Source organism: Pseudomonadales bacterium (assembly GCA_041395665.1).
Taxonomy (GTDB): domain Bacteria; phylum Pseudomonadota; class Gammaproteobacteria; order Pseudomonadales; family UBA7239; genus UBA7239.
On sequence record JAWLAB010000005.1, the window covers coordinates 84,682 to 100,871 of the forward strand.

Annotated in this window: 12 protein-coding genes and 2 tRNA genes; 1 reads left to right on the forward strand and 13 read right to left on the reverse strand. The window is 50.0% G+C overall.

The genetic code is table 11. The features are described from left to right. Window positions 1-14: 14 nt before the first annotated feature. The 6 genes from leuD to R3E63_08225 form a co-directional block, all read right to left on the reverse strand. Window positions 15-659 (reverse strand): 3-isopropylmalate dehydratase small subunit, encoded by a 645-nt coding sequence (gene leuD / locus R3E63_08200; protein ID MEZ5539911.1) that lies wholly within the window; start codon window positions 657-659, stop codon window positions 15-17. Continuing rightward, window positions 656-2,053, reverse strand: coding sequence for a 3-isopropylmalate dehydratase large subunit (gene leuC / locus R3E63_08205; GenBank protein ID MEZ5539912.1), 1,398 nt, complete (start codon window positions 2,051-2,053; stop codon window positions 656-658). The genes leuD and leuC overlap by 4 nt, the downstream gene beginning before the upstream one ends. Window positions 2,054-2,137: 84 nt before the next feature. Next, window positions 2,138-3,607 (reverse strand): SGNH/GDSL hydrolase family protein, encoded by a 1,470-nt coding sequence (locus tag R3E63_08210; protein ID MEZ5539913.1) that lies wholly within the window; start codon window positions 3,605-3,607, stop codon window positions 2,138-2,140. Between the two features lie 18 nt (window positions 3,608-3,625). Next, window positions 3,626-5,668, reverse strand: a complete 2,043-nt coding sequence (gene uvrB, locus R3E63_08215) for an excinuclease ABC subunit UvrB (protein MEZ5539914.1) — start codon at window positions 5,666-5,668, stop codon at window positions 3,626-3,628. Between the two features lie 31 nt (window positions 5,669-5,699). Then, window positions 5,700-5,776 (reverse strand) — tRNA-Met (locus R3E63_08220). A 79-nt stretch (window positions 5,777-5,855) separates the two neighbouring features. Beyond that, window positions 5,856-5,930: transfer RNA gene (locus R3E63_08225), tRNA-Asn, on the reverse strand. A gap of 142 nt (window positions 5,931-6,072) precedes the next feature. On the opposite strand from R3E63_08225, the gene R3E63_08230 reads away from it, so the two are divergent. After that, entirely contained in the window at window positions 6,073-7,686 is a 1,614-nt protein-coding gene (locus R3E63_08230) for a hypothetical protein (protein ID MEZ5539915.1), read from the forward strand. Between the two features lie 5 nt (window positions 7,687-7,691). Here the strand turns inward: R3E63_08230 and mtnC are convergent, their stop codons facing one another. The 7 genes from mtnC to rluD form a co-directional block, all read right to left on the reverse strand. Then, window positions 7,692-8,399 (reverse strand): acireductone synthase, encoded by a 708-nt coding sequence (mtnC, locus tag R3E63_08235; protein MEZ5539916.1) that lies wholly within the window; start codon window positions 8,397-8,399, stop codon window positions 7,692-7,694. 3 nt (window positions 8,400-8,402) lie between these two features. Beyond that, on the reverse strand, window positions 8,403-8,942 hold the full coding sequence (locus R3E63_08240; GenBank protein MEZ5539917.1) for an acireductone dioxygenase: 540 nt from the start codon (window positions 8,940-8,942) through the stop codon (window positions 8,403-8,405). Window positions 8,943-8,950: 8 nt separating this feature from the next. Beyond that, window positions 8,951-9,577, reverse strand: coding sequence for a methylthioribulose 1-phosphate dehydratase (locus R3E63_08245; protein MEZ5539918.1), 627 nt, complete (start codon window positions 9,575-9,577; stop codon window positions 8,951-8,953). 57 nt (window positions 9,578-9,634) lie between these two features. Beyond that, window positions 9,635-12,283: an ATP-dependent chaperone ClpB gene (gene clpB / locus R3E63_08250; protein MEZ5539919.1), complete on the reverse strand. Its 2,649-nt coding sequence runs from the start codon at window positions 12,281-12,283 to the stop codon at window positions 9,635-9,637. Between the two features lie 88 nt (window positions 12,284-12,371). Then, window positions 12,372-14,342, reverse strand: coding sequence for a sensor histidine kinase (locus R3E63_08255; GenBank protein ID MEZ5539920.1), 1,971 nt, complete (start codon window positions 14,340-14,342; stop codon window positions 12,372-12,374). Window positions 14,343-14,414: 72 nt separating this feature from the next. Continuing rightward, complete coding sequence (pgeF, locus tag R3E63_08260) at window positions 14,415-15,170, reverse strand: peptidoglycan editing factor PgeF (GenBank protein ID MEZ5539921.1); 756 nt, start codon at window positions 15,168-15,170, stop codon at window positions 14,415-14,417. After that, window positions 15,164-16,123 (reverse strand): 23S rRNA pseudouridine(1911/1915/1917) synthase RluD, encoded by a 960-nt coding sequence (gene rluD, locus R3E63_08265; protein ID MEZ5539922.1) that lies wholly within the window; start codon window positions 16,121-16,123, stop codon window positions 15,164-15,166. The genes pgeF and rluD overlap by 7 nt, the downstream gene beginning before the upstream one ends. Window positions 16,124-16,190: the final 67 nt, after the last annotated feature.

A 16,190-nucleotide genomic window follows, 5' to 3' on the forward strand; every position in this document is an offset into this window, starting at 1 on the left:
CAATTCCGCAATGACTACCAACGACCAAACAACCACGGCGATGATTGTTTGTGCTTCGTCTCAAATGCGCGAATCGCATCGGCCGCTTGCAGCGTCAAACCAATATCATCCAACCCATTCAGCAAACAATGTTTGCGGAAAGCGTCTACTTCAAAAGCAAAAGATTGTCCTGAGGGCGTGATCACTTTTTGCGCTGGCAAATCAATCGTCAGTTGATAGCTTTCTTGCGCATACATTTCATCAAACAACTGACCGACTACTTCATGCGACAGCACGATAGGCAGCATGCCATTTTTGAAACAGTTGTTGAAAAAGATATCGGCAAAACTCGGCGCGATCACCGAGCGGAAACCAAAATCTTCCAACGCCCACGGCGCGTGTTCGCGCGAAGAGCCACAACCAAAGTTTTCGCGCGCCAATAAAACCGACGCCCCCTGATAACGCGCTTGATTCAAAGGGAAATCTGTATTCAGCGGACGCTTGCTGTTATCCATGCCGGGCTGACCGACATCCAAATAACGCAGTTCATCAAACAAGTTGGGGCCAAAACCGGTGCGATGAATTGATTTCAAAAATTGTTTAGGAATGATCATGTCTGTATCGACATTGGCGCGATCCATCGGCGCAGCCAAACCGATATGTTTTGTAAACGGCTTCATGATGCTTCTCCCAACAATTCGCGCACATCGACAAAATGTCCGGCAACAGCAGCAGCAGCAGCCATTGCTGGGCTCACCAAATGCGTGCGACCACCAAAACCCTGTCGCCCTTCAAAATTGCGATTCGAAGTAGACGCGCAGTGCTCACCATTGCCCAAACGATCAGCGTTCATTGCCAAACACATCGAGCATCCAGGCTCGCGCCACTCCATACCAGCGGCGATAAAAATTTTATCCAAGCCTTCCGCTTCCGCTTGTTTTTTTACTTGCTGCGACCCAGGCACCACCAACACTTGCTTCACATTGGCTGCCACTTTGCGACCATCTGCCACACGCGCCGCTTCGCGCAAATCTTCAATGCGTGAATTGGTGCATGAGCCGATAAACACGCGATCCAATTTGATCGAAGTAATCGCCTGATTCGCACGCAAGCCCATGTACTGCAATGCGCGTTCGTAGCCTTCGCGTTTCACTGCATCAGTTTCACGCGCAGGATCGGGCACCGCAGCATCAATCGGCAACACCATTTCTGGCGAAGTCCCCCAGCTCACTTGCGGCTTGATGTCTTCGCCGCGCAATTCAACAACGGCATCAAAATGCGCGCTGTCATCGCTGTGCAAATCGCGCCACGCAGCAACGGCGGCATCCCAGTGTTCTGCTTTCGGCGCATAAGTGCGGCCGCGCACATATTCGATGGTGATGTCATCCACCGCCACCATGCCCGCGCGCGCACCCGCTTCTATCGCCATATTGCACACGGTCATGCGGCCTTCCATCGACATCGCGCGCATGACATCGCCGCCAAATTCGATTGCGTAACCTGTGCCGCCTGCCGTGCCGATTTTTCCAATCACCGCGAGCACCACATCTTTTGCTGTGACACCGGCGCGCAATTTGCCGTCAATTTTTACCAGCATGTTTTTCATTTTTTTCTGAATCAAACATTGCGTGGCAAGCACATGCTCCACTTCAGAAGTGCCGATGCCGTGTGCCAGCGCGCCGAGCGCGCCGTGCGTGGATGTGTGCGAATCACCGCAAACAATCGTCATACCTGGAAGCGTTGCGCCTGTTTCTGGGCCGACCACATGCACGATGCCTTGGCGTGCATCGTTGATTTTGAATTCAGTGATACCAAAACTATCGCAGTTGCTATCCAGTGTTTGCACTTGGATGCGCGATGTTTCGTCTTCGATGCCCGCCACCCCCGCAGCGCGTTCTTTGGTGGTAGTCGGTACATTGTGGTCGGGCGTTGCGATGCTGCCATCCAAACGCCAAGGCTTACGCCCAGCCATACGCAGACCATCAAACGCCTGCGGCGAAGTCACTTCATGCAGCAATTGGCAATCGATATAGATCAGTGCGGTGCCATCATCGCGCTGCTGCACGAGGTGCATATCCCACAATTTGTCATACAGTGTTTTGGCCACGGCGCCACCTCGACTCAACCCAACAAGGGGGCTGGTATTTTACACCAGTGGCTAAAACAACTCTCTGGGGAAAGCCCGCAAATAATCCTCAATGACCTGTGCAGTAACCGCATTACCTTGCGGTGTCCAATGTTGATCGTAGCTGTAATACACCTGCTGCTTTGCCGCTGCCTGCTGCAATGCCTTGGTGGTGCTGATGCACTCGATCGACTGCGCTGCACACCACTGTTTCCAAGTGTTTTCATTGGCATCAAGACGCGCAAATACTTGCTGTTTATAAGTATTTGCATCCACCTCCACTGGTTTTTTTCTACCGATGTTGACGAAATTTAACAGCTGTTGCGCAGGAATGTTTTTTTCTACCAGTGGGAAAATCACATGCGGCGTGCTGGGCGCATACACAAAAATCAAACGAAAACCGTCTTTCTTCGATAACAGCACAAAGCGATCCAACACATCGCGCACATTGCTCCAGTCACTGGACGCAGCAAATTCCTGTTCACTCGCATCGACCAAATAGCGCAATCGTTTAGGCTCAAAACTGTATGCGTGTTTTGTGCCATTGGCTTCCACCATCACAGGCATAAAACCCACTTGTTCGGCATAGCCCGATACCGGCGAATCAGCGCCCACTGCCGCTAAAGTTTCTGTCGCTAAACGACGCAAACCTTTCGTTACCGGCGAGGCTTTGGCATAAAAACCAAGACTTTGCGAACGATTTTCTGTAGCAGGCACTGATGCTGTATTTGCTGCTGTCGGCACAGGCGGTGCATCGCGAAAATCATTGCCTTCGTACAACATTACTAACACCGTTTTTGGTTTAAACGCGCGACCGACAGTGATGAAATTATTCAAATAAGTCAGCGGATCCGAACCGGAAACACCTAAGTTGTAAATTGTTTTTCCTGTGCGCTGACGCAGTAAATCCACCCACGCTTGATTGTCTGACACATGCGAGCCGGCGACGAAAGAATCACCTACCGCCACCACATCATATTTTTGCAGTGCATCGTGATTGCGATAGCCGCGTGCATCGCTGGTCAAAACCAAAGGAAATTCGGGATAACCCGCTGGCGCATTCGGGTAAGAACGCATTTGTTCCGGCACATCTTTTTGCAATAAATCAAAACGCTCATTCGGTGGACGATGGCGCACGATGCCACTCAACACAATGCCGGTATCGGGATCTACACCACTGATCGGCTGCTCGACGAAACGCGGTTTATTGATCATGCCTGAGCCAACCACCAACACAAAACTGCTGAGCCCTGCTGATAAATACACCATCACCAACGCAAAAATTGTTTCACCTACCGATTTTTTTCGCGTTGAAAATAAAACCGCCGCCGCAATCCACAAAACAATGGTCAGCAATAACAAGGCACCGAAATGACCGACGGAATAACGCCCTAACACCACTGGATCGTTTTCGATGATGAGTTTGATGATGGAGCTAGAGGGAAGCCAAGCCAGCAAACTTGCCAGAAATACCGTCCATGCCGCTACTACTCTCTTATTCATAACAACCTCGTGAAAACCTTATTTGAAAGCACGCTCACGCACTCTCGCCATCTCATCGCGCACGGCAGCCGCCTCTTCAAACTCTAAATTCTTGGCATGCTGCAACATTTTCTTTTCTAACTGCTGAATGGTTTTTGTCATTTGATCCAATGACATTTCTTCCAGATTGACGCTGTACTTACCGCGACTCTCCGCCACTTTCTGCTCGCGTTTTTTGCTCTTGCTGCGCGCACCAGGCACTGCGCCTTCCATGATATCAACCACCGACTTTTTAACACCCTGCGGCACGATGCCGTGATCGGCGTTGAACTGTATTTGCTTAGTGCGACGACGATCCGTTTCATCCATCGCGCGCTGCATAGAGCCGGTAATTTTATCCGCGTACAAAATGGCTTTACCTTTGAGATTGCGCGCTGCACGACCGATGGTTTGAATCAGCGAGCGTTCTGAACGCAAAAAACCTTCTTTGTCTGCATCGAGTATCGCCACCAGCGACACTTCTGGCATATCCAAGCCTTCTCGCAGCAAGTTGATACCCACCAAGACATCAAACTCACCGAGGCGCAAATCGCGGATGATTTCGACGCGCTCCACCGTATCAATATCCGAATGTAAATAGCGCACTTTCACGCCGTGATCCATCAAATAATCGGTTAAATCTTCCGACATGCGTTTAGTGAGCGTGGTGACTAACACGCGATCTTTTTCTGTCACGCGCAAACGAATTTCCGACAACAAATCATCTACTTGCGTCGTGGCTGGGCGCACTTCAATTTCAGGATCGACCAAACCGGTAGGCCGCACAACCTGCTCTGCCACCTGCCCGCTGTTTGCTGCTTCATAAGTGCCAGGTGTGGCCGACACATAAATCATCTGCGGTGCGATTTTTTCCCACTCATCAAAACGCATAGGGCGATTATCGAGTGCGGAAGGCAAACGAAAACCGTATTCCACCAGTGTTTCTTTGCGTGAGCGATCGCCTTTATACATCGCGCCGAGTTGCGGAATGGTGACATGCGATTCATCGATCACCAACAGCGCGTTATTCGGCAAATAATCAAATAAAGTCGGCGGCGGCTCACCCGGTGCACGCCCCGATAAATAGCGCGAATAATTTTCGATGCCGTTGCAATAACCCAGCTCGACAATCATTTCGATATCGTAGTTAACGCGCTGTTCTAAACGCTGCAATTCCACATGTTTTTCCATGCTGCGAAACTGCGCCAAACGATCACGCAATTCTTCTTTGATATCGTCAATGCGCGACAACACCGTATCGCGCGGTGTGACATAGTGACTCTTAGGAAAAATCGTCACGCGTGGCATTTTGCGCAGCATTTGTCCCGTCAAAGGATCAAACGCAGAAATGCTTTCCACTTCCTCATCGAACAAAGTAATGCGCACCGCTTCCATATCGGAATCCGCCGGATAAATATCAATCACATCGCCACGACAGCGATAAGTGGCGCGTTGAAAATCAATGTCATTGCGGCGGTATTGCAACTCTGCCAATTTGCGCAACAATTCGCGCTGATCAATGCGATCGCCACGACTTAAATGCAACACCATGCTGAAATATTGTTCAGGATCACCCAAACCGTAAATCGAAGAAACGGTAGCGACAACGATGACATCCGAGCGTTCTAGCAAAGCCTTTGTCGCCGACAAACGCATCTGCTCGATATGCTCGTTTACCGAGGCATCTTTCTCGATAAAAGTATCGGAAGAAGGCACATAGGCTTCTGGCTGATAGTAGTCGTAATACGAAACGAAATATTCCACCGCGTTGTGCGGAAAAAATTCGCGGAATTCGCCGTACAGTTGCGCGGCCAGCGTGCGATTGGGTGCGAGTACGATTGTCGGGCGCTGCAGGCGCTCAATCACATTGGCGATGGTGAAAGTTTTGCCGGAACCCGTTACACCGAGCAGGGTTTGTGACATCAAGCCCGATTCAATGCCTGTTACCAAAGTATTGATCGCCGACGGCTGATCGCCAGCCGGCGCAAAGCGCGACTCGACGACAAAGGGCTTGTGATCTGGCTTGGGTAATTCTGATGTCATCTGCGCAACGCCATCAGCCTAGGGAGGAATATGGTAGCAAGGCCCAGAATCGAACTGGGGACCCCAACATTATGAGTGTTGTGCTCTAACCTGCTGAGCTACCTTGCCATGTAACTGTTGTAGAACTATACGGTTAAAAAAAAGGGCACCCATTTTCCCCTAAGGGAGATCAAGTGCCCCATCAATATGGCTCCGGCTGGTGGGATCGAACCACCGACCAATTGATTAACAGTCAACTGCTCTACCGCTGAGCTAAGCCGGAACGGTCTCTTGCGAGGCCGCGTATGTTATAAAGCTGCCCCACACGGGTCAAGGACAATTCTGTGCTTTTTTTACGAAATCCCCGCCTATTTTTCTTTATTGGCTGCGCGCTCTACGGATTTGTGTTTTTTAAGAACGCATGGGTGAGCGATGACGCCTACATCATATTCCGCAGTCTCGATCAATTACTCAGCGGCAACGGCCCTCGTTGGAACCTCTTCGAGCGCGTACAAGTATTCACTTGTCCGTTGTGGTACTGGCTGCTCGCCGGCATGGGATGGCTGCACCGCGATCACTACTTGAACAGCATTATTCTCAGCACAATCTGTAATGTTTTATTGCTGTTAAATTTACGCAAAATTTTGCCCGATATACGCCTGTGGCTATTCGCTGTATTGATGTTGGTTTGCTCACAAGCTTATTTTGATTTCACCACATCTGGCTTAGAAAACCCTCTTGTTTACTGTCTGTTAACTTTTGTTGTTCGTTTTTATTTGGATGATGTACTGACCCCGGAAAAACGCACGCTCTACATCGGTATCGCTATTGGTTTATTGCTAATCACTCGACACGATGCATTATTGTTTACTCTCCCGCTGCTCGCACATTGCGCCTGGCAACACGGCACGCGCAGCAAATCCCTACTGCTCGCTGCACTACTACCTTTAACGGCGTGGACAGCCTTTGCCCTGATTTATTACGGATTTCCTTTTCCCAACACAGCTTATGCCAAGCTCAGCGGCGTTATTCCGCGTGAATTACTGCTACAACGCGGCATCACTTATTTTTCTACCTCCGTTTTACGCGACTTCATCAGCATCGCAGTTTTGTGCGCAGGTGTATTGACGGGTATTTTTAATCGCGACTCACGCCTGCGCTTAATCACTGCAGGTGTAGTGCTGCATTTAGCCTATGTTGTGTGGATAGGCGGCGACTTTATGCGTGGGCGTTTTTTTGGCTGGGATTATTTGCTGTGCATGATTGTGCTGCTGCGCGCTATACAAAACACCATCAATCATCATGTAAACGATAAGTGGCGTTTTAGCCTTCTTACAACGAGCTTTGTTGTTATTGCGGGCATCAGCAGTTATCTCTGGAAACCGCCCATTGCCACACCTTTTTATTGGGGCGCAGAGCCGTTTCGCATGGGCGATAGCGCTGACGGCATCACACAAGAGCGCTATTTCTTTTTTTGGTTCACGCGCTTTACGCGCTACTGGCAACATCGCGTTATCAACGACAGGGAAGATCCAATTTTAGATTTTGGTTGGTGCCAAGATGGCCTTGAGCAAAACAAACAGAATATTTCTGTTGCCGCGAGCAATACAGTCGGTATGCACGGTTACTGCGTAGGCACAGAAAAAACCGTGGTGGATTTACTCGGCATCACCAACCCACTACTGGCGCGCATGCCGCACAACCCATCTCAAAAAAATTGGCGCGCCGGGCATTTTTTACGATTGGTTCCAGAAGGTTATTGCGACAGTGTGTTGCACAATGACAATCGCATCAGTGACCCTGTGATTGCGCGTTACTACGATACGCTGCGTTTAATCACGCAGAGCGAACCACTTTTTAGCACCGCACGCCTGCTCGCCATTTGGCGCATCAATACTGGAGGATTCGATAAAGAACTCGCTGATGTGCACCGGCGTTTACTTGATCACACCGCACAAGCGTCTGGCAATCAAAGTAGCTGTCCTTTGGTTGTTCTGCCTGAATCGGTTATTGAACGGCTGCGCAATCCACAACCCTAAACAAGCTATCGCTCAAAAATAATTTCAGAAAAATCGCGCACTGCTTTATGCGTGGAGGCTTTGATTGCTGCAGCATCAGCGGCATTATCTTGTGGGCGCACCAGCCACGCAGTTTGCATGCCCGCCGCTTTGGCAGCATCTAACTCAGCAGCAATATCAGAGAGAAACAAAATATTTTCCGGTGGCAAAGCAATAGCTTGTGCAATGCGCTGATACGAGGCCTGTTCCTGCTTTGCACCACTCGTTGTATCAAAGTAATCCGTGAACAGTGGTGTCATATCACCAAATTCGCTATAGCCAAAAAATAACTTCTGCGCCTGAATAGAACCACTGGAATACACATACAGCGGCATTCCCGCTGCATGCCACGCATTTAATTGCTTGAAAGCATCTTCATACACATGCGCGCTGTAATCTCGATTTTTATAGCCATGCTCCCACAACATTCCCTGCAAAGCTTTTAAAGGTGTCGCCTTGCGATCTTCCGCAATCCATTGCAATAACGCAGCAATAATAGCTTCGTAGTTTGTTTCTGCTACGCCAATGTCTTTGGCGACAGCATTCATCTGCTCCAGCACTGCTGGATTTTTCGCATTCGCGCGTACAAACATAGACAGGTGTTGCGCCGCATAAGGAAACAGCACATCGCGCACAAAACTGATGGAACTGGTTGTGCCTTCAATATCCGTCAAAATAGCTTTTACAGCGGTCATGTATCAATCATCCAACTTGGGAAATTGTTTAGCGATTTCATCACCGCTGTAATGTGCCACCCAACCTTCTACATTATTAAAAAAGCGAATAGCCGCCAGCTCAGGCTCTGCGCCTAAATCAAACCAATGCTTGGTGTTGGCAGGCACACTGAGAAAATCACCCTTCTCACACAGCACGCTGTAAACCTGATTACCAATGTGTAGATAAAAAAGTCCGCAGCCATCGACAAAAAAACGCACCTCATCTTCCGTGTGGATATGTTCACTCAAAAACTTTTCGCGCAAGGCTTGTTTATTGGGATTACGGCTATCGATACTGATGACATCTACCGTCACAAAACCGCATTCCGCAACGATGTTTTCTACATCTTTTTGATAAGCCTGCAAAATCGCTTCTTGGCTATCGCCGGCCTTCACGGGTTCACTAGGCTGCCACTGTTCAAAACGAATACCAGCAGCATGCAAATTTTCTGCGATTAAAGATGGATCGCGCGTTTGCAATTTTCGTTCGCCGGTTTCGCTATAAACAATCAATTCACTCATTACTGCACCTATCGCGCACGCGCCTGAAGGCGCTTCCATTCACAATCTAACAAAAATTCTAGCGCTTCCAAATGGCGCATACATGCGGTTAAATTTTCAGCCCAAGTGTAAAGCCCGTGGCCGCGAATTAAATACGCAACACCTGTGCCTTCTCGTTGCATACGCTTTTCCACACGACGAGAAAGCTCCACCATGTCCTGCGTGTTTTCAAAAACAGGAATATGCATTTCTGTGTTGTGTGTTTTCACGCCTTCAAAGGCTTTTAATAATTCGTAACCGCGCAGCACTAAGGTATCCATACTCGGCTGTTCCATCGTCAACACCGTGGCATTCACCGAATGCGTATGCAACACCGCGCCAATATCTGCATCGCGTTGATACAACTGTGTGTGCAATAGCGTTTCAGCGGAAGGTTTTTTATCGACCAGAGGGCGGCCTTCCATATCGACCACCATCACATCGTCGGCGGTCAACTCGCCTTTATGTTTGCCTGACACCGTGACGGCGCAGCTATTTGTATCTAAACGCACGGAATAATTGCTGGATGTCGCAGGCGACCAACCGCGCTGATAAATCACGCGGCTGGCTGCGGCAATCGCTTCTGCACTTTGTGCAAATAAATTCTGATCAAACATTGCTGACATAAAGACCACACCACCGAAAAACAGGCGCCAACAGTACGCGCTCGCCGACTATGCCGCAACGCCTTTGACAAACACCGCGCGCCCCTCTGCCGACAAATCAGCCACGATGGTGTCGCCTGCTGCAAAATGCCCTGCAAGAATTTCATTCGCCAGCGGATTTTCAATCAACTGTTGGATAGCGCGTTTCAATGGACGCGCACCGTACACAGGATCAAAGCCCACTTCGACCAATTCCTGCATCACACCATCGCTGAACGAAATCGCCATTTCGCGTTCATGCAAACGCTTGCGCAACAACGCCAATTGAATATCAGCGATATTGCGAATTTGTTCTTTGCCCAGCGGATGAAACACCACCACTTCATCAATACGGTTGATGAACTCTGGACGAAAATGCCCACCGACCACTTCCATCACCGCTGCTTTCATTGCTTCGTAGCGATTTTCATTGCGTGTGGAATCGTCTTGCAATTCCAAACCATCAAAACTCACTGAATCAAACGAGCGATCGTGCGCCAAATCTTGAATGCGATCAGAACCTAAGTTGGAGGTCATCACTACCACGGTATTGCGAAAATCCACCGTGCGGCCTTGGCTATCGGTCAAGCGACCATCATCCAACACTTGCAACAAAATATTGAACACATCGGGATGCGCTTTTTCCACTTCGTCCAGCAACAAAACCGAATACGGTTTGCGGCGCACTGCTTCGGTTAAATAGCCACCCTCTTCGTGACCGACATAGCCAGGAGGCGCACCGATTAAACGCGCGACAGAATGTTTTTCCATAAACTCCGACATATCGAGGCGCACCATCGCGTCTTCCGTGTCGAATAAAAACATCGCCAAGGCTTTGCACAATTCTGTTTTACCAACGCCCGTTGGCCCTAAAAATAAAAAGGAACCGTTAGGACGATTAGGATCAGAAAGCCCTGCACGCGAGCGGCGCACAGCATTGGACACAGCAACTACCGCTTCTTTTTGCCCGACCACGCGTTTATGTAGCGCCTCTTCCATACGCAACAATTTATCGCGCTCGCCTTCTAGCATTTTTGAAACAGGAATACCGGTCCACTTGGACACCACTTCCGCAATTTCTTCATCGGTTACGCGATTGCGCAACAACTGCGTTTCTACCGGCTGTGTTTGATCGGCTGATGCAAGCTGTTTTTCCAGCGCAGGAATCACGCCGTATTGCAGCTCAGACATACGCGTGAGATCACCGGCGCGGCGTGCGGCATCCATATCAATGCGCGCCTTTTCCAAATCTGCCTTGATTTGCTGCGAGCCCATCAACGAGGCTTTTTCTGCTTTCCAGATTTCTTCTAAATCTGCGTATTCTTTTTCAACTTTTGTGATTTGCTCGTTGAGAATTTCCAGCGATTTTTTAGCGGATTCGTCATCGTCTTTTTTCACCGCTTCACGCTGAATTTTTAATTGAATTAAGCGGCGCTCTAATTTATCCATCTCCTCTGGTTTGGAATCAATTTCCATACGGATGCGCGATGCCGCTTCATCAATCAAGTCGATAGCTTTATCCGGCAACTGGCGATCCGTGATGTAACGCTGCGACAATTTGGCAGCAGCTATAATGGCGCTGTCGGTGATATCCACACCGTGATGCACTTCGTAACGCTCTTTTAAGCCGCGCAAAATGGCGATGGTGTCTTCTTCCGACGGTTGATCGACGATGACTTTTTGGAAACGGCGCTCCAGCGCTGCGTCTTTTTCAATAAATTGACGATATTCGTCCAGCGTAGTCGCACCCACGCAGTGCAGCTCGCCGCGCGCCAGCGCAGGCTTCAACATATTGCCCGCGTCCATCGCGCCTTCGGCTTTGCCTGCGCCGACCATGGTGTGCAATTCGTCGATAAACAAAATGACATTGCCTTCTTGCTTCGCCAATTCATTCAAAACAGCTTTTAAGCGTTCTTCAAAATCGCCGCGAAACTTTGCGCCCGCGAGCAGCGCGCCCAAATCCAGTGACAACAAGCGTTTATTTTTCAAACCTTCCGGCACTTCACCATTCACAATGCGCTGCGCTAAACCTTCCACGATGGCGGTTTTGCCCACGCCCGGCTCACCAATTAATACGGGATTATTTTTGGTGCGGCGCTGCAACACTTGAATGGTGCGACGAATTTCATCATCGCGACCAATCACGGGGTCGAGCTTGCCGCTTTCCGCGCGCTCGGTCATGTCGATGGTGTATTTGTCGAGCGCTTGGCGCGCACTTTCCGCATTCGGGTCATCCACCGATTGCCCTGCGCGCAACTCAGCAACAGCCTGCTGCAACTGTGCAACTTGTCCAAACTTTTTCAGCAGCACACCCAACGCGCCGCTGTCTTGCGCGGCAGCCAGCAATACCGCTTCGCTGGCGATGTATTGATCACCCTGCTGCTGCGCGTATTTGTCCGCCAAATTGAGCAGTTTCACCAACTCCTGCGACATTGCGACATCGCCCGTTGGACTGCTGACAGTCGCTTGTTTTTGTAACTCATCGTCTACCGCACGGCGCAATCCCGCTAAATCAAACCGCGCTTTGCGCAGCAGAGGCGCTACGCTGCCACCCTGCTGATCCAACAGGGCTTGCAACAAGTGCAAAGGTGTTATTTGCGTATGATCGCGCCCCACTGCCAATGATTGTGCATCGGACAGGGCGTTTTGTAGTTGGCTGGTTAATTTATCAATTCTCATGCGAACAACCTCAAAAACGGTTTATCAATGAACACATGATGGGGATGCACGCCAGCACTTCAAGCCAGCGGCATTCAAGGTCTTGCGTTTAGTGCGGTAAATCAAAAGACAGCGTCACGATAAAACAACTGCCCTCACCCAATTGGCTGCTTACTTCAATAGTGCCGTGCATCAGCTCAACAATTTGCTTGCAAATCGGCAAACCCAACCCAAAACCGGGGCGGTAACCGGCATGCGCTTCCTCGCGTGCATACGGCTCAAAAACTTTTTCCAAAAATTCAGGCGACATCCCAATTCCTGTATCCCGCACAACAAAACGCAAGGACACATGGTGTAATTCTTTGGCGGCAACGCTGATATCTAAGCTCACACGCCCGTGATCCGTAAATTTGAAGGCATTGGTGAGCAAATTATTGAGTAATTGATACAGACGACCTTTATCTGCGATCACTTGCGGCGAGACATCACCCGCTACGGTGACGATAAAATCTAACTGTTTTTGGCGGTGCGCAATCCGTAGTGCATTTTCTATTTCACTCACCAATGCACGAATGCTCATTGGCTGTAGTTGCAAACTCATGTGCCCCGACTTTAGTCGTGAATAGCTCAAAATACTGTCCACAATACCAATAACCGCATTGCAGGAATGCTGTATTACATTCAAATAACTTTCTTTCTTTTCCGGTGCACTCGTTTCACGCAGCAATTGCACCGCACCCACCACAGCCGAGAGCGGCGATTTAATATCGTGCGTTACGCGGTCGACAAATTCACTGCGCGCATCCATGTCTGCGTTGAGTTTTAGCATTTTAGCTACAGAAGCGGATCGCTCGCGCTCAAAATCGACGATACGCATAATCACCGCAATCACAAGAAAAGAGACTTCCAAACTCAAGCCCAGTTCATAGCTATAACGGCCCAACACATGTGGCATCGGTACGCCCAGTACCGCGAGGGTGGACATCATCGACATCAACACAAAAGCAATTAAGCCAACGCTGAATAATTTCTTTTCTTGCCGTCTAAAAATGAGCGTCCAAATTGCAAAGCCAAAACTAATACACATCAATAGCGTATTGGATGTCAGCAATAACTGCGCGATAAAACTCACTGAAAGCCATGGCAAAGCAGCCAAACAGAGTACATTGACCGACCCAAAGGCAATGCAGGCGCGGAACATTTTTGGATATTTTTGGCGCGCTTGATAATAGCCGCACAACAACATTGCAAAAGCCATACCTTGCAGCGCGTGTATCCAAAAAAACGCCATATCGCGCCACACACTGTGTGCGTCTGGAATGTAGCGCTGCACCATACCCGCCATATTCATGGCAGATAGCATACTTGTTGCAGCAAACAGCCACATCAAAAATTCCAAGCCAAACTTACGAACATATAAAATATAAATCAGTAGAAAAAATTCCATCGCATATAACATACCCATGATGGCACCGGTAAAACGGCCATCAAAAGTGACTTGTTTGGCAAATTGATCCGCGCTAACGAGCGATGGAATAAATAGTGCGGCAAACGGTGTGTCAATCGACAAATTGACTACCATGGTTTTACCCGCTGGCACATCCAAACGAAATGCAAAAAAATCGTAATCAATATCACGACTGCCATAAGGATAGTTTTGTCCCGTCAACACATGCTTCACAGCAACACCATTGATACTGGCTTGCAGTTCTACTTCGCTCAACATGGATTGTTCTAAATTAAGAACAAACGAACGCTGCACGAGTGATGTATTTTGAATAGAAAAGCGAAACCACTGTTTTTTAGCAGCCAGATAGGGCGTGGAGTGGCCTAGTGGTTTAAAGTCGGTATCGGGCAACTGCGCCGCTTGCGCAATAGCAGTGGGCGCTGAAGTGCCGATAAAAGTACTGGTGTAAGGAAGCAGTGATAAACGATCCGCAACGCCTGTGCGACTATCCACAGCAGCAGGTTCTACTACCGGCGCTTGTGCATAAACTGACAGTGAAAAAAAACAAAAAAGTGGCGCTGCTAACAACCAGCAAAAAATATATTTTTTTAACGCGCGGCAGACTCCTGTCATGGTGTCCCTATCCCACTCAATGCGATTCCTACGCGAAGTATGGCTATTTCCGCGCGATCTGTAAAACGCTCGCTATGCGCTGCGCCAGATTAACGATGCCATGCGCCCAGTATTCCTATCACGGCGGTAGGAATAAAAACGCCCCTCATCGCGATAAGTGTCTTCGCCGCCACCGTAAATGGCTGTAATTCCCAATGTGTGCAACTGCAATCGCGCTAATGCATACAAGTCACACAGCCAGCGATTATTCCCCTGCGACACAAAACACTGCTGAATCATTGCCTTATCACAATTCGGCCAGTGCGCAAAAAAACTTTGCCGCACTTCGTCGCCCACCTCAAAACTTTGTGGACCGATGGCGGGCCCCAACCACGCATAAATGTTTGATGGCGAGCACGCAAACTGCGCCACGGTTGCCGCCAGCACACCATTCGCCAATCCGCGCCAACCGGCGTGCGCAGCGGCGATTTCTTTTCCATCACGACTGCAAAACAAAACCGGCAGGCAATCCGCCGTCAGCACCGCGCAAACGGTGTTGGCACGATTGCTGTAGCACGCGTCATAAGGTTTTGATAAATCAACAGATTCACCTGTGCGCCGCAACACCTCCACACCGTGCACTTGCGTCAGCCACACGGGCTGTTCTGGCAGGGATAAATGTTGTGCGAGCAATGCGCGATTCGTGGATACCGCAGCAACATCATCATCGACATGCGTCGCCAAATTAAAACAGTCGTAAGGCGCGCGTGAAACTCCGCCTGTGCGCGTTGTTACTGCGGCGCGAACATTGGCGGGCGCAGGCCAATCGGGCGTGATGATATTCAGCATGCTGCACTCGCCTCATCGCGCAAAACTTGCAGTAGATGTTGCATATCCGCCGGCAGTGGACATTGCCACTGCATGTATTCGCCGCTTTCTGGATGTATCAATCCCAACTGCGCCGCATGCAACGCTTGGCGAGGAAATTGTTGCAACAAGATGCGCGTGGCTTCGTCGGCTTGCTTGGGCAAACGCAAACGCGCGCCGTACAGCGCATCGCCCAACAGCGGATGACCGCTATGCGCCATGTGTACGCGAATTTGATGCGTGCGCCCCGTTTCCAACTGGCAGCGCATATGGGTCAGCGTTTCAAAGCGTTGCAACACGCGGTAGTGCGTCACCGCTGGTTTGCCCTGCGCCACCACCGCCATTTTGATGCGGTCGCGCGGATGGCGACCAATCGGTGCATCCACTTTGCCGCCCGCCGTCAACACGCCGCACACCACCGCTTCGTACTCGCGCTTCATGGTGCGCGCCTGCAACTGACGCACCAACTCCGTGTGCGCTTGCAGCGTGCGCGCCACCACCAACAAGCCCGTGGTGTCTTTATCCAAGCGATGCACAATGCCTGCGCGCGGCACCGCAGCCAGCTCTGGATCGTGAAACAACAGCGCGTTGAGCATCGTGCCATCCGGCGAGCCAGCCCCTGGATGCACGACTAAACCCGCGGGTTTGTTGATCACCAACAGTGCGTCATCTTGGTAGACGATATCCAGCGCAATTGCTTGTGCGGACCAGTTTTCACTCAGCGGCACAGCGGCATCCAAAGTCATCACGCTGCCGTACTGCACTTTGTCTTTAGCGCGCACACTCGCGCCATCCACCAACAACTCGCCCGATTTAATCCACGCCTGCAAACGCGCGCGTGAAAACTCGGCAAACAATTCCGCCGCCACCTGATCCACACGCAAGCCCGAATGTGCGCTAGCGACAATTGCCTTTTGTTGGATGCGTTCACTCATGTTTGATGATGTAGGGTCGTCGGTGATTAAATGCAGCGTTTACGCGCCTAGTCTACCAAGCTCCGGT